This window comes from Solwaraspora sp. WMMA2101 (assembly GCF_049179175.1).
In the GTDB taxonomy this organism is placed as follows: Bacteria; Actinomycetota; Actinomycetes; order Mycobacteriales; family Micromonosporaceae; genus Micromonospora_E.
On the sequence record NZ_JBMHMA010000006.1, the window covers coordinates 5371847 to 5386539 of the forward strand.

General features: G+C 71.8%; 11 protein-coding genes. All 11 read left to right on the forward strand.

The window, feature by feature from the left end:
- The first annotated feature begins 10 nt into the window (after positions 1–10).
- The 11 genes from ACN28F_RS25495 to ACN28F_RS25545 all read left to right on the forward strand — a co-directional run bounded on the left by ACN28F_RS25495 (position 11) and on the right by ACN28F_RS25545 (position 14627).
- Complete coding sequence (locus tag ACN28F_RS25495; RefSeq protein ID WP_421361509.1) at positions 11–1198, forward strand: Gfo/Idh/MocA family protein; 1188 nt, start codon at positions 11–13, stop codon at positions 1196–1198.
- 295 nt (positions 1199–1493) lie between these two features.
- On the forward strand, positions 1494–4748 hold the full coding sequence (locus ACN28F_RS25500; RefSeq protein ID WP_421360027.1) for a ThuA domain-containing protein: 3255 nt from the start codon (positions 1494–1496) through the stop codon (positions 4746–4748).
- A gap of 370 nt (positions 4749–5118) precedes the next feature.
- Positions 5119–6282, forward strand: coding sequence for an inositol-3-phosphate synthase (locus ACN28F_RS25505; protein ID WP_289210387.1), 1164 nt, complete (start codon positions 5119–5121; stop codon positions 6280–6282).
- Positions 6282–7235, forward strand: a complete 954-nt coding sequence (locus tag ACN28F_RS25510; protein ID WP_421360029.1) for an SCO3242 family prenyltransferase — start codon at positions 6282–6284, stop codon at positions 7233–7235. Before ACN28F_RS25505 ends, ACN28F_RS25510 begins: the two co-directional genes overlap by 1 nt.
- Complete coding sequence (locus tag ACN28F_RS25515) at positions 7232–8185, forward strand: sugar phosphate isomerase/epimerase family protein (RefSeq protein WP_421360032.1); 954 nt, start codon at positions 7232–7234, stop codon at positions 8183–8185. The genes ACN28F_RS25510 and ACN28F_RS25515 overlap by 4 nt, the downstream gene beginning before the upstream one ends.
- Entirely contained in the window at positions 8182–8853 is a 672-nt protein-coding gene (locus tag ACN28F_RS25520) for an EboA domain-containing protein (protein ID WP_421360034.1), read from the forward strand. Before ACN28F_RS25515 ends, ACN28F_RS25520 begins: the two co-directional genes overlap by 4 nt.
- Positions 8854–9705 (forward strand): TatD family hydrolase, encoded by an 852-nt coding sequence (locus ACN28F_RS25525; protein ID WP_289210391.1) that lies wholly within the window; start codon positions 8854–8856, stop codon positions 9703–9705.
- Complete coding sequence (gene eboE / locus ACN28F_RS25530) at positions 9705–10871, forward strand: metabolite traffic protein EboE (protein WP_421360036.1); 1167 nt, start codon at positions 9705–9707, stop codon at positions 10869–10871. Before ACN28F_RS25525 ends, eboE begins: the two co-directional genes overlap by 1 nt.
- Positions 10868–12283, forward strand: coding sequence for an alkaline phosphatase family protein (locus ACN28F_RS25535; protein WP_289210393.1), 1416 nt, complete (start codon positions 10868–10870; stop codon positions 12281–12283). Before eboE ends, ACN28F_RS25535 begins: the two co-directional genes overlap by 4 nt.
- Positions 12280–13350, forward strand: a complete 1071-nt coding sequence (locus tag ACN28F_RS25540; RefSeq protein ID WP_289210394.1) for a polyprenyl synthetase family protein — start codon at positions 12280–12282, stop codon at positions 13348–13350. The genes ACN28F_RS25535 and ACN28F_RS25540 overlap by 4 nt, the downstream gene beginning before the upstream one ends.
- Before the next feature lie 23 nt (positions 13351–13373).
- Positions 13374–14627: a glycosyltransferase family 4 protein gene (locus tag ACN28F_RS25545; protein WP_289210395.1), complete on the forward strand. Its 1254-nt coding sequence runs from the start codon at positions 13374–13376 to the stop codon at positions 14625–14627.
- Positions 14628–14693 lie beyond the last annotated feature (66 nt).

Genomic DNA, 14693 nt, shown 5'->3' on the forward strand with positions numbered 1-14693 from the left:
GCGGGTCGGCATGGTCGGCTACGCGTTCATGGGCGCCGCGCACTCGCAGGCCTGGCGTACCGTGAACCGGGTCTACGACCTGCCGGCGCGGGTCCGGATGACCGCGGTGTGCGGCCGGGACGAGTCCAAGGTGGCCGAGGCCGCCGACCGGCTCGGCTGGGAGTCGCACACCACCGACTGGCGGGCGCTGATCGCTCGGGATGACATCGACGTGGTCGACATCTGTACGCCGGGTGACAGCCACGCCGAGATCGCCATCGCGGCGCTCGCCGCCGGCAAGCACGTGCTGTGCGAAAAGCCACTGGCCAACACGGTGGCCGAGGCACAGCAGATGGCCGACGCGGCCCGGGCCGCCCGGGCCGGCGGCGTCCGGTCGATGTGCGGATTCAACTACCGGCGGGTGCCGGCGGTGACGTTGATGCGTCAACTCGTCGCCGACGGCCGGATCGGAACGATCCGGCACGTGCGGGCGGTGTACCTGCAGGACTGGATCCTCGATCCGGACTTTCCGTTGGTCTGGCGGTTGCAGAAGGACAAGGCGGGTTCCGGGGCGCTGGGTGACATCGGTGCGCACATCATCGACGCCACCCAGTTCGTCACGGGCCAACGGATCGCCCGGGTGAGCGGGCTGACCGAGACGTTCGTCAAGCGGCGGCCGCTGCCAGCCGGTTCCAGCGGGCTTTCCGCTTCGGCCGGCGGCGGGTCCGCAGACGACGCCGAACCGGCCACCGGCGAGGTCACCGTCGACGACGCCGCGCTGTTCATGGCCCGGCTCGACGGCGGGGCGGTGGCCAGCTACGAGGCGACCCGCTTCGCCGCCGGACGCAAGAACGGGTTGCGGATCGAGATCAACGGCTCGCTCGGGTCGGTCGCGTTCGACTTCGAGCGGATGAACGAGCTGGAGTTCTTCGACGCCACCCGACCTGCGGCCGAGCAGGGCTTCACCCGCATCATCGTGACCGAACCGGAGCACCCGTACCTGTCCGCCTGGTGGCCGCCCGGCCACGGCATCGGGTACGAGCACTCCTTCACCCACCAGGCCCGTGACTTCGTCGCGGCGCTGGCGGCCGGAGACGACCCGACACCGTCCTTCGACGACGCCCTCCAGGTCCAGCAGGCGCTGGCCGCGGTGGAGGAGTCGGCCGGGCTCGGCGAATGGGTCACCGTGGACTCGGCGAAGACCACGGCACCGGCCTGAGCGACTCGACCTCGTCGAGACGCCTGGAACCGAGACTCCTCGTCCCGTGGGCGAGGGTCACCCGGCGCGGTTGCGCCCCGCGCCGGGTGATCCGCGGGTACGAGGACGGCTCGTCCGGCGTGACCGGATCGGGATTCCCCGGTCACGCCGGACGGCCAGCAGGGCGTACCAGATAGAGACTCTGGCGGACGTGGCACCGCGCCAGGGGTGAGGCACCAACCGTAACTGTCCGTCCACAACGGAATCAGTGCCCACGGTGAGGCGTGAGCCTCCCGAACCCCCGGAGGAACGACTGATGAGTAGATCCGCCCGGCGATGGCTTGCCGTCGCCGCGGGTGCGGCACTCGCCGCACCCATGATCACCACCGCGCCAGCGGTCGCCCACGACGGCCACGAGCACCACGACGACTACCAGGTGCTGGTCTACACCCACAGCGAGGAGGCGGCCCAGCCGTCGACCGCCAAGGGTGTCAACGCCATCCGTACACTCGGCAAGAACAACGGGTTCACGATCGACGTGTCCCGCAACGGGACCAGCTTCACCAGTGCGAACCTGGCCAACTACGCGGCCGTGGTGTTCATCAACAACACTGGTGACGTGCTCGACGACGCGCAGCAGGAAGCGTTCGAGGACTACATCAAGGCCGGTGGCGGGTACCTCGGCGTGCACCTCGCGGTGGACGCCGAGCCGGACTGGGCCTTCTACCGTGGTCTGGTCGGTACCACCTCGACCGGCACCACCGCCAACGGTGCTGGCGTCATCGACGTCGCTGACCGCTACCACCCGTCCACGGCGACGATGCCCCGCGAGGTGATCGTCGAGGACGAGTACCTCAACTACACCGGCAACGTCCGCGGTGTGCAGCACGTGCTGGTCAGCGTCGACCCGACGTCGCTGGACGGTAGCAGCATGGGCGCCGACCACCCGGTCTCCTGGTGCCAGGACTACCAGGGCGGCCGCTCCTGGTACACGGGTCTCGGCGCCTCGGCGGACACCTTCACCATCGGGGCGGTCCGCAAGCACCTGCTCGGTGGCATCGAATGGGCTGCGGGCATCGCCGAGGGTGACTGCGGCGCGACCGTCGAGTCCAACTACGAGCGCGTCGTGCTCAACGACCAGCCCGGTGAGCCGATGACCCTCGCGGTGCTGCCCGACGGCCGGGTGCTGCACAACACCCGCGCCGGTGAAATCCGTCTGTACGACCCGTCGTCGGGGGCCAGCCCGGTCATCAACAACCTGGACGTCTACCAGCACGACGAAGACGGCCTGCAGTCGGTGACCCTCGACCCCAACTTCGCCGAGAACAAGTGGGTCTATCTCTACTACGCGCCACCACTGGACACTCCGGTGGACGACCCGGCCACCCCGGGCGTCAACGAGGGTGACGCGCCGGCCAACAGCGACGACCCGAGCGTCTGGGAGCCGTTCAAGGGCTACAACCTGCTCTCCCGGGTCAAGTTCGTCGAGGAGCCGACCCCGCACCTGGACATGTCGACCGAGCAGGAGATCATCAAGGTTGACGTCGACCGCGGGGCGTGCTGCCACGTGGCCGGCGAGGTCAAGTTCGACGGTCGGGGCCTGCTCTACCTCGTCACCGGCGACGACACCAACGCCAGTGGCTCGGACGGCTACACCCCGATCAACCGGTCGGCCACTCGGGGTCCGGCCTATGATGCCGCGCGCTCCTCGGCCAACACCAACGATCTGCGGGGCAAGGTGCTGCGGATCCGCGTCAAGGACGACGGTAGCTACAGCATCCCGGCCGGCAACCTGTTCCGGGAGTCGCAGGACGTCGATGACAAGACCCGTCCGGAGATCTTCCTGATGGGCCTGCGCAACCCCTTCCGGTTCGACGTCGACGACCGTGGCTTCGTCTACATCGGTGACTACTCGCCGGACTCGCGCAACCCGGACCCGCAGCGGGGCCCGGAGGGCACCGGCCGGTGGTTCGCGACCAAGACCGCAGGTAACTACGGCTGGCCGTACTGCTACTCGCCGACCCTGCCGTACGTCGACTACGACTTCGAGACGGGAACCTCGGGCGAGCCGTTCAACTGCGCCGCGCCGATCAACGACTCGCCGCGCAACACCGGTCTGAGTGTGCTGCCGCCGGTGGAGCAGCCGCAGTTCTGGTACACGTTCAACGCCACCACCACCTGCCGGGACAGCTACCTGGTCGACCCGGTCGGCAGCTGTGACTTCCAGTGGCCGGTGATCGGCACCGGCGGTGTCGGTCCGATGGGTGGCCCGATCTACAAGTACGACGAATCGCTGGAGTCGGAGTACAAGCTGCCGGCGTACTACCACGACACGGTGTTCTTCGGCGAGTTCAGCCGGGACCGGATGTTCAACATGCGGACCAACGGCAGTGGCAAGTTCTTCGGTGTCGAGGCGTTCCTACCCGGCTTCACCTTCGACAACCCGATGGACATGGAGATCGGCCCGGACGGCACCCTGTACGTGCTGGACTACGGTGACGGCTTCTTCCGGGCCAACCCGGATGCCTCGCTGTACCAGATCCGGTACGTCAAGGGCACCCGCGGTCCGGTCGCCGAGCTCGACGCGAGCCCGACGTCCGGGCAGGCCCCGTTGACCGTGCAGTTCTCCAGCGAGGGTTCGTTCAGCCCCGAGGTGGGCGAGACGATCAGCATCGCCTGGGACTTCGACGGGGACGGCACCACCGACTCCACCGAGGCCAACCCGTCGTACACCTACACCAGCAACGGCGTGTACTACGCCCAGCTGACGGTGAGCGACTCGACGGGTAAGCAGGCGACGCTCAGCCGCACCATCACGGTCGGCAACACCGCTCCGACGGTGGAGGTCACCCTCCCGGTGTCCGGTTCCTTCTTCAACTGGGGCGACACGGTGCCGTACGCGGTGACCGTCACCGACCCCGAGGACGGCAGCATCGACTGTGACCGGGTGGAGGTCACCTTCGTGCTCGGCCACGACGAGCACGGCCACCCGCAGACCAGCACCACCGGCTGCACCGGTACCCTGCCGACCCCGGCCGACGGTGCCGACCACGCTGGTAGCTACCTGTTCGGCGGCATCAGCGCCCGCTACACCGACCTGGGCGGCGGCGGCCAGCCGGCACTGACCACAGTCGGCCAGGCCACTATCCAGGTCTACCAGCAGCAGGCCGAGTACGCCCAGATCAAGCAGGGCGTCGAAACCTCCAACACCACCGACACCGGCGGCGGCCTGCACGTGTCCAGCATTGACGGCGACGACTACATCGCCTTCGATCCGATCAACCTTGACGGGATCGAGTCGCTGACCCTGCGGCACAGCCGAGGCTCCTCGTCGACCGTGGGTGACCCTCAGGCGGTCGTCGAGGTGCGGGTCGACGCGCCGGACGGACCGTTGGTGGCCAGCACCACGCTGAACGCCACCTCCGGCTCGCGTGACTGGACCAGTCACGACGTCGCGATCGACCACCCGGCCGGGACGCACCAGCTCTACCTGGTGTTCCGGACGGTGGACGGTGGTCCCGACAGCAACCTGGTCTACCTCAACTGGGTGCAGTTCAACCCGGCGAGCTGACCCCGGCCCGCGCCGCCGGGACCCGAACGGATCCCGGCGGCGCGGGTGACAACCCGGTAACTGCCGGGGGCGGGCGCACCAGCCGCCCCCGGCCAGGGACCACCAGCACGACCGCGGACCGACGTACCTGCCGGCCCGCACGCACGGCCAACGCGGGGGAGACAGGGCCGAACGCCGAACGTCCCTGTCTGCCACTGCCCCGTCCGTCCGGTCGACCGGGCCCGGCGACGGCGTCGTTGACGCCGACTTCGGTGCCGTCGACGGTGGTGCCACCCTGGCGCGCCCGGACGGACGGGGCCTCATCTGAATCGGCGGGGTCAGCTGACCCATCGCAGGACGAACCGCCGGCGGCGGGGGTTTGGAGGCAGGAATGCGAACCGGAGTCTGGCTGATCGGAGCCCGCGGCTCGGTCGCGGTCACCAGCATCGTCGGCGCGTTGGCACTGCGCGCCGGGCTGGCGGACGCCACCGGATGTGTCACGGAGCTGCCGCCGCTGCGCGGCCCGGCCCTGCCGGGCTTCGCCGACCTGGTCTTCGGCGGCCACGACATCGCCGCGACGCCACTGGTCAAGAAGGCCGACGCGCTGGCCAGCGCCGGAGTCGTACCGGTCCGGCTGGTCACCGCGCTGCACACCGAGCTGGCCGGGATCGAACCGCAGATCCGACCGCTGCCGGCCCTGGCCACCCAGGCCGAGACGGCGGCGGCCATCACCGCCGACCTGACCGGCTTCCGGGACCGGCACCAACTCGACCAGGTCGTCGTCGTCAACGTCTCCACCACCGAGCCGGCGCCGCCACCGCACCCGGCACATCAGCGCCTCGACGCGCTGGTCGAGGCGCTGGCCGGGCCGGAGCCGGTGCTGCCACCGAGCGCGCTCGCCGCGTACGCGGCACTGCAGGCCGGCTGCGGCTACGTCGACTTCACCCCGTCGACCGGCGCCCGGCTGCCCGCCCTCGCCGAACTGGCCCGGCAACGCTCGGCGCCGTACGCCGGGCACGACGGCAAGACCGGCGAGACACTGGTCAAGGCGGTGCTCGCGCCGATGTTCGCGCTACGCAACCTGCAGGTACGCAGCTGGTCCGGCAGCAACCTGCTCGGCGGCGGCGACGGCGCCAACCTGGCCGAGCCGGCGGCCAACGCCGCCAAATCGGCCAGCAAGCAGCGGGTGCTCGCCGAGATCCTCGGCTACCAGCCGCAGGGCCACACCCGCATCGAGTACGTCGACGACATCGGTGACTTCAAGACCGCCTGGGACCTGATCACCTTCTCCGGCTTCCTCGGCACCGCCATGCGGATGGAGTTCACCTGGCACGGCTGTGACTCGGCGCTGGCCGCCCCGTTGGTGCTGGACCTGGCCCGGCTGACCGCCGCGGCGCAGCACGCCGGACGCAGCGGACCCCTGCCCGAGCTGGGCTTCTTCTTCAAGGATCCGATCGGCGACGGCCCGCACGCCCTGGGCGATCAGTGGCGGGTGCTCGTCGAGTTCGTCGCCGACCTGCAGGACCGGGCGGCCGACGCCGGCGGGGCACGCTGATGTCGGTACGGTGGCGCGACCTCGCCGAGCTGGTCCGGGCGCCGGCGGCGTTGTCCGTACCGGGTGACGTGGTGGCCGGCGCGGCCGCCGCCGGTGGGCTCGGACCGCGTACCGCCGGCCTGGCCGGCGCGTCGGTCTGCCTCTACTGGGCCGGCATGGCCGCCAACGACTGGGCCGACCGGGAGCTCGACGCGGTCGAACGGCCGACCCGGCCGATCCCGTCCGGCCGGGTCGCGCCGGGCACCGCGCTCGCCGTCGCGGCCGGGCTCACCACCGCCAGCCTCGCGGTGACCGCCGCCGTCGGTGGCCGTCGGGCTCTCGCCGTCGGGGTGCCGTTGACCGCCGCCGTCTGGGCGTACGACCTGTGGGCCAAGAACACCGCCGCCGGGCCGGCGGTGATGGCGACCTGCCGGGGCCTGGACGTGCTGCTGGGGGCCGCCGGGTCCGGCCGGCTGCGGCCGGCGCTGCCCGCCGCGCTGGCGGTCGCCGCGCACACCTACACCGTCACCGAGCTGTCCCGCAGTGAAGTCAGTGGGGCCGACCCCCGGCTGCCGGCGGCGACGATCGCCGGCACCGCCGCGATCGCCGTGGCCGCCGTCGCACCGGCGGTCCGGCGACCCGCAGCGCCCGGGTCCACAGCGCCCGGGTCCACAGCGCCCGGGTCCACATCGGCCGGGGCCGGCCGCTGGTGGCGCGCGGCGGTCACCGCCAGCCTCGCCGGCTGGTACGCGGCCCGTTACGGTGCCGCGCAGGCGGCGGTGGCCCGCGATCCCGCACCGCACCAGGTGCAGGCCGCCGTCGGCGCCGGCATCGTCGGGCTGCCCGCCCTGCAGGGCGCGCTCACCGCCCGGTCGGCGGCGACGGCCACCGGCGCGGCGACCCTGGTCGGGCTCGCCGTGGCCGCCGCCGCACCGCTGGGCCGGCGGCTGGCCCGCCTGGTGTCGCCGACATGAGCGCCGACCCGAGCGCCGCCCTCAGCGTCGACCCGAGCGTCGACACGTTGGCCGGGCTGCGGTTCGGCTACGGTACCAACGGTTTCGCCAACCACCGGTTGACCGACGTGCTGGCCCTGCTCGCCGACCTCGGCTACCAGGGCGTCGCCCTCACCCTCGACCACGACCACCTCGACCCGTACGCCCCCGATCTGCCCGCCACGGTGACCCGGGTCGCCGACCGGCTGCGTGACCTGGGCCTCGCGGTGGTCGTCGAGACCGGCGCGCGGTACCTGCTCGACCCGTGGCACAAGCACGCCCCGACCCTGCTGCACGACGCGGCCGCGCACCGGATCGACTTCCTGCGCCGGGCCGTGGCGATCGGCGCCGACCTCGGCGCGGAAGCGGTCTCCTTCTGGTCCGGGGTACGCCCGGCCGAGGTCGACGACGCCACCGCCTGGCAACGGCTGGTCGCTGGCTGCGCCTCCGTGGTCGACGCCGCCGACACCGCCGGCGTCACCCTCGGCTTCGAACCCGAACCCGGCATGCTGGTGGCCGACATCGCCGACTGGCGGCGGCTGCGTACGGCACTCGGTGATCCGGCGCGGTTCGGCATCACCCTCGACATCGGGCACTGCCGTTGCCTGGAGCCGCTGCCGGTGCCGCAGTGCGTCACCGAGGTGGCCGCGCACCTGGTCAACGTTCAGATCGACGACATGCGCCGGGGCGTACACGAGCATCTCGAGTTCGGCACCGGCGAGATCGACTTTCCGCCGGTGCTGGCCGCCCTCGGCGCGGCCGGCTACCGGGGCCTGGTCGCCGTCGAACTGCCCCGGCACTCGCACGCCGCCCCGGCGGTCGCCGCCCACTCCATCGAGTTTCTCCGTGCCGCCCAGCGCCGGGCCCTCGCCGGCACCGGCACCCGCGCGGCAGCCGGCACCGGCACCCGTGACGAAGGAGGCAAGTCGTGAACCAGCCCACCGCGACCGCCGACCCCACCACCGTCGTGGCGCGACTCGTCGCCGCGCTGCACGACGTACCCGATCCGGACTGGCTCGCGCAGGCGCGGACCCGGATCGTGGCCGACCCGGCCGCCCTGCCGACGCTGTTCGCCGCGGTCGGCCGCCGCTGCGGCCGTGCCGACCTGGCCGGCGCGCCCGGCTGGAGCGCCGACGTCGCCGCCCGGGCGGTGCTGCTGGCCGATCTGGCCACCGTCACCGACGCGCAGACGCTGGCCGTCGCGGTGACCGACTGCTACCAGTACGGCGATGCCGCCGAACGCCGGGCGGTGCTCACCGCACTGCCGTTGCTGCCGATCGGTGACCGGGCGGTGCCGCTGCTGCACGACGCGATCCGTACCAACGACACCCGCCTGCTGGCCGCCGCGCTCGGCGACTACGCCCGCCACCTGGACCAGCCGGCGTGGCGGCAGGCGGTGCTGAAGTGCGTCTTCACCGGGGTGCCGCTGGCCGCCGTGCACGACCTCGACGCCCGCGCCGACGGCGAGCTGCTGATCATGCTGACCGGACTGCACGACGAACGGGTCGCCGCCGGCCGGGCCCTGCCCGACGACGCGCTCGCCCTGCTGCGGCGACTGGAATCCGCCGCAGCGGACACGACCACCCGACAGGAGGGGTGAATGCGCATCTTCGACCCGCACATCCACATGACCTCGCGGACCACCGACGACTACCAGGCAATGGCCGACGCCGGGGTCCGTGCCCTGGTCGAACCGGCGTTCTGGCTCGGCCAGCCGCGCACCAACGTCGGCTCCTTCGTCGACTACTTCGACTCCCTGCTGGGGTGGGAACCGTACCGGGCCAGCCAGTTCGGCATCCGGCACTTCGCCACGCTGGCGTTGAACCCGAAGGAGGCCAACGACCCCCGCTGCACGGGTGTGCTCGACGTGCTGCCCCGCTACCTGGTCAAGGACGGGGTGGTCGCGGTCGGTGAGATCGGCTACGACTCGATGACCCCGGCCGAGGACGAGGCGTTCGCCGCCCAGTTGGCGTTGGCCCGCGCGCACGAGCTGCCGGCCATGGTGCACACCCCGCACCGGGACAAGGCCCGGGGCACCGAACGGACCCTCGCGGTGGTCGCCGAGTCCGGCATCGCACCCGGCCGGGTCGTCGTCGACCACCTCAACGAGGTGACGGTCGGGCTGGTCAAGGAGTCGGGCTGCTGGATGGGTTTCTCGATCTACCCGGAGACCAAGATGTCCCCGCCGCGAATGGTCGAGATCCTCAAGCAGTACGGCCCGGAGCGGATCCTGGTCAACTCGGCCGCCGACTGGGGCCGATCCGACCCGCTGCTGACCCGCAGGACCGGCGAGGCGATGCTGGCCGCCGGCTTCAGCGACGACGACGTCGACCGGGTGCTGTGGCGCAACCCGGTGGAGTTCTACGGCCAGTCCGGTCGGCTGGACCTGGGCGACGTCGTCGCCCCCGCGCCGACCTTCGAAGGCAGTTCGATCATGCGCGGTGGTGGCTGATGCGGCTCTCCGACCGGCACCGCCGTACGGTCCACCTCAGCTACTGCACCAACGTGCACCCGGCCGAGGACCTCGCCGGGGTGCTCGACCAGCTCGACACGTACGCGGTGCCGGTGCGCGCGCAGCTGGCCGCCGACCCGCTCGGCCTCGGGCTGTGGCTGGCCGCGCCGGCCGCCGCCGCGCTGAACGCCGACCCGGCGGCCCGCCGCCGGCTGCGGGCCGCGCTCACCGACCGGGGCCTGGAAGTGGTCACCCTCAACGGATTCCCGTACGAGGCGTTCCAGGCGCCGGTGGTCAAACACGCCGTCTACCACCCGGACTGGGCCGACCCGCGTCGGCTCGACTACACGTTGGCGCTGGCCCGGATCCTCGCCGACCTGATGCCCGACGACGCCGAGCGCGGCTCCATCTCCACCCTGCCGTTGGCCTGGCGCGAGCCGTGGGACCGCGACCGGGCCGACGCCTGCGCCCGGATGCTGGACCGGTTGGCCGCCGGACTGGCCGACGTCGAACGGGAGACCGGCAGGGCCGTCCGGGTCGGCTTCGAACCCGAACCGGGCTGCGCCGTGGAGACCACCGCCCAGGCCGCGCAGCTGCTGGCCGGCGTCGACACCGACCGGCTCGGCGTCTGCGTCGACCTGGCTCACCTGGCCTGCGCATGGGAGGAGCCGGTCGCTGCGGTCGGCCGGCTGCGGGCCGCCGGGCTGCCGGTGGTCAAGGTCCAGGTGTCGGCCGCGCTGGAGGTCACCGACCCGGTCCGCGACCGGTCCGCGATCGCCGGGTACGTCGAACCACGGTTCCTGCACCAGACCCGGTCGGGTGTTGCCGGGGCGACCGACGATCTCGATGCCGCACTCGACGCCGCGCTGCCCGGCCCGTGGCGGGTGCACTACCACGTGCCGCTGCACGCCGCGCCGGTCGCGCCACTGGCCGCAACGATGCCGCAGCTGCGAGCCGGTCTGGCCGCGGTCGTCGACGGCACCGACTGCGACCACTTCGACGTGGAGACCTACACCTGGGGGGTGCTGCCGCAAGGGCAACGCCCCAGCGGGCCGGCGCAGCTCGCCGCCGGGATCGCCGCCGAGCTCGCGCAGGCCCGCGACGAACTGGTCGCGCTCGGCCTGGACGCCCGCACCCGTACCGCCGCCGGATCGGAGGCCACATGAACCCGCTGCTCGTGCTCGACGTGGTCGGGCTGACCCCCCGGCTGCTGCGCCACATGCCCCGGCTCGCGGCGCTGGCCGACACCGGTTTCCAGGCCGAACTCGGCACCGTCCTGCCGGCGGTCACCTGCTCGGTGCAGTCGACGTTCCTCACCGGTGAGACGCCGGCCGGGCACGGCATCGTCGGCAACGGCTGGTACTTCCGCGACCTCGGTGAGGTGTTCCTGTGGCGCCAGCACAACGCCCTGGTCGGCGGGGAGAAGCTGTGGCACGCCGCCCGCCGGGTCCGCCCCGAATACACGGTGGCGAACATCTGCTGGTGGTACGCCATGGGTGCGGACGTCAACTGGACGGTCACGCCCCGGCCGATCTACCACGCCGACGGGCGCAAGGACCCGGACTGCTACACCGACCCGCCGGAGCTGCACGACGAGTTGACCGGCCGGCTCGGCACGTTCCCGCTCTTCTCCTACTGGGGTGCGGGTGCCGGCCTGGTGTCGTCGGAGTGGATCGCGAAGGCGACCCGGCAGATCATGGCCGACCATTCGCCGGACCTGACCCTGGCGTACCTGCCGCATCTCGACTACGACCTGCAACGGTACGGCGGCGACGGTCCGCACGCGCAGCGGGCGGCGGCCGAACTCGACGCGGTGCTCGCCCCGCTGCTGGACGCGGCGGCGGCGCGCGGCACGACCGTGGTGGCGTTGTCCGAGTACGGCATCACCGACGTGTCGCAGCCGGTGCACGTCAACCGGTTGCTGCGTGCCGAAGGTCTGCTGCGGGTCTACACCCAGGCCGGAATGGAGTACCTCGACCCGTGGACGTCGCGGGCGTTCGCCGTCGCCGACCATCAGATCGCCCACGTGTACGTACGGGATCCGGCCGACGTGCCGGCGGTGGCCGCGCTCTGCGCCGGGCTGCCCGGGGTGGCGCAGGTCCTCGACGCCGACGGCAAGGCGGCGGCCGGGCTGGACCATCCGCGCTCCGGCGAACTGGTGCTGGTCGCCGAGCCGCAGGCCTGGTTCACCTACTACTACTGGCGTGACGACGCGGCGGCCCCGGACTTCGCCCGGTTGGTGGAGATCCACCGCAAACCCGGCTACGACCCGGCGGAGCTGCTGTTCGACCCGGCCAATCCGGGCGCGGCGAAGGCGCGGGCGGCGATCGCCCTGGCCCGCAAGAAGGTCGGCCTGCGGTACACGATGAACGTGGTCGGACTGGACGCCGGCGCGCGGGCGGTCCGTGGCTCGCACGGCCGGCTGCCGGCCGATCCCGCCGACGGTCCGGTGCTGCTCTGCTCGGACCCGGCGGTGGCCCGTGACCGCGTCGCCGCCACCGAGGTCAAGTCGTTGCTGCTGGAGTTGGCCGGCCTCGGCGACGCGGTGCGTGCCCCGGCGACGGAGGCGGCCCGGTGACCGTCGCCCCGGCCCGCCCCGGCAGCGTGTCGCCGCTGCGGGCCCGGTGCGACGCGGAGTTGACGGCGTTCCTGGACCGGCAGGACCCGCACTGGCCGGACGGGGCACCGCGCGGGGTGTACGACACATTGCGCCGGTTCGTTCTGGTCGGCGGTAAGCGGCTGCGGCCCACGTTCTGCTACTGGGGGTGGCGCGGTGCCGGCGGCGCCGACTGCCGGGAGATCGTCGCGGCCGCCGCCGCGCTGGAGATCTTCCACGCGTTCGCGCTGATCCACGACGACATCATGGACGGCAGCGACTGCCGTCGGGGTGAGCCATCGGTGCACCGGGTCTTCGCCGACCTGCACACCCGGTCGGCCTGGCGGGGCGATTCCGGCCGGTACGGGCACAGTGCCGCGCTGCTCTGCGGTGACCTCTGCGCCGCGTGGGCGGACCAGATGTTCCACGAGTGCGGCCTCGACGCGGAGCAGATCCGGCGCGGCTACGCGGTCTTCGCCGGGATGCGCACCGAGGTGATCGCCGGTCAGTACCTGGACCTGGTCTCCGGTGTCGGCGACGGTTCGGTGGCCAGTGCGCTGACGGTAATCCGGATGAAAGCCGCCAGATACACGGTTACCCGACCATTGCAGATCGGTGCTGCCCTAGCTGGGGCTGGACCTGAACTGCTGGCCGCGTACGCTGCCTTCGGTGATCCACTGGGCGATGCCTTTCAGCTCCGCGACGACGTACTCGGGGTGTTCGGCGATCCCACGGTCACCGGCAAGTCGGTGCTCGACGATCTGCGAGAGGGCAAGTCGACGGTGATGATGGCGCTGGCCCGCAACATGGCGGACCGTGGTCAGACCGTGCGGCTGCGAGAACTGTTCGGCAACCCGGAGCTGGACGCCGCCGGGGCCGACGAGCTGCGCACGATCATCGTCGACACCGGGGCGCTTGAGGCGATCGAGCAGATGATCCGGATTCGTACCCAGGAAGCGGTGACCATTCTCGTCGATGCGTCGTTGACCCCCGAGACGCGTACGGAATTGACCGCCCTGGCTGAGTCGGTGGCTGAGCGGCAGCGCTGACCAGCAGATCCCAAGGAGGCATCGTGGCCATCCCCCATCAGGTTACTGGGAATTCCCGCCCGGTCGACCAGGAAGGTGCCGAGACCGGCACGGGGTACCGGCCCCTGCGCATCGCCATGATCGGCCAGAAGGGGATGCCCGCGACCTACGGCGGGATCGAGCGGCACGTCGAGGAGCTCGCCAGCCGGCTGGCCGGCCGGGGCCACGACGTCACGGTCTACTGCCGGCCCAGCTACGGCTCCGTGCCGATGGACCGATACCGGGGCGTACGGCTGCGTCAGGTACGGACGGTTGCCAGCAAACACCTCGACGCCATCGTGCACTCCACCACCTCCACCCTCGCCGCCATGCGCGAACGGCCCGACATCGTGCACTACCACGGACTCGGCCCCGGCCTGGTCGCGCCACTGCCGCGCTACCTCGCCCGCAGCAAGGTCGTCCTCACCGTGCACGGCCTCGACCAGCAGCGGGCCAAGTGGAGCCGGCTCGCTCAGACCGTCCTCGGCACCGCCCACTGGCTCTCCGGCTACGTACCCGACGCCCGGGTCGCCGTCTCCCGGGGGCTGGCCAGCCACTACCAGACCCGGTTCGGCAGCCTGGCCAACTACATCCCCAACGGGGTCAGCACCCCCCGGCAGGTCCCGGCCCGGCACATCGGTTCCCGGTTCGGCCTCACCCCCGGGCGCTACCTGCTGATGGTCGGCCGGCTCGTTCCGGAAAAGTCGGCGGACCTGCTGGTCCGCGCGTTCCGTCAGGTCGACACCGACATCCGGTTGGCCATCGTCGGCGGGTCGTCGTTCAGCGACGACTTCGTCGCCCGGGTCCGCGCCGAAGCGGTCGACGACCCGCGGATCGTGTTCACCGGCTTCGCCTACGGCGACCTGCTCGCCGAGCTCTACTCGCACGCCGCCGGGTTCGTCCAGCCGTCCCGGCTGGAAGGGCTGCCGCTGACCCTGCTGGAAGCCGCCTCGTACGGTCTGCCGGTGATCGCCAGCGACATCACCCCGCACGTCGAGGTGCTCACCACCGACGGACCCGGCCACCGGATCTTCCGCGACGGCGACACCGACGACCTGGTCCGGGCACTGCGCCAACTGGTCACCGACCCGGCCGGCGAGCGGGTCGGAGCCCAGGCCCTACGCGACCGGGTCACCAGCGAGTACACCTGGGACGCCGCCGCCACCGAACTCGAGACGCTCTACCACGAACTGCTGCAACCGCGTCGGACACCGCTGATCCGGCCCCGCCGTAAGGTCCGGTCGGAACCAGACGGCTGATGCGCACTCCCGGCGTGTCGGCCCATACTCCCTCATCGGGGACCCGACTAGATTTCAGGCGACCCT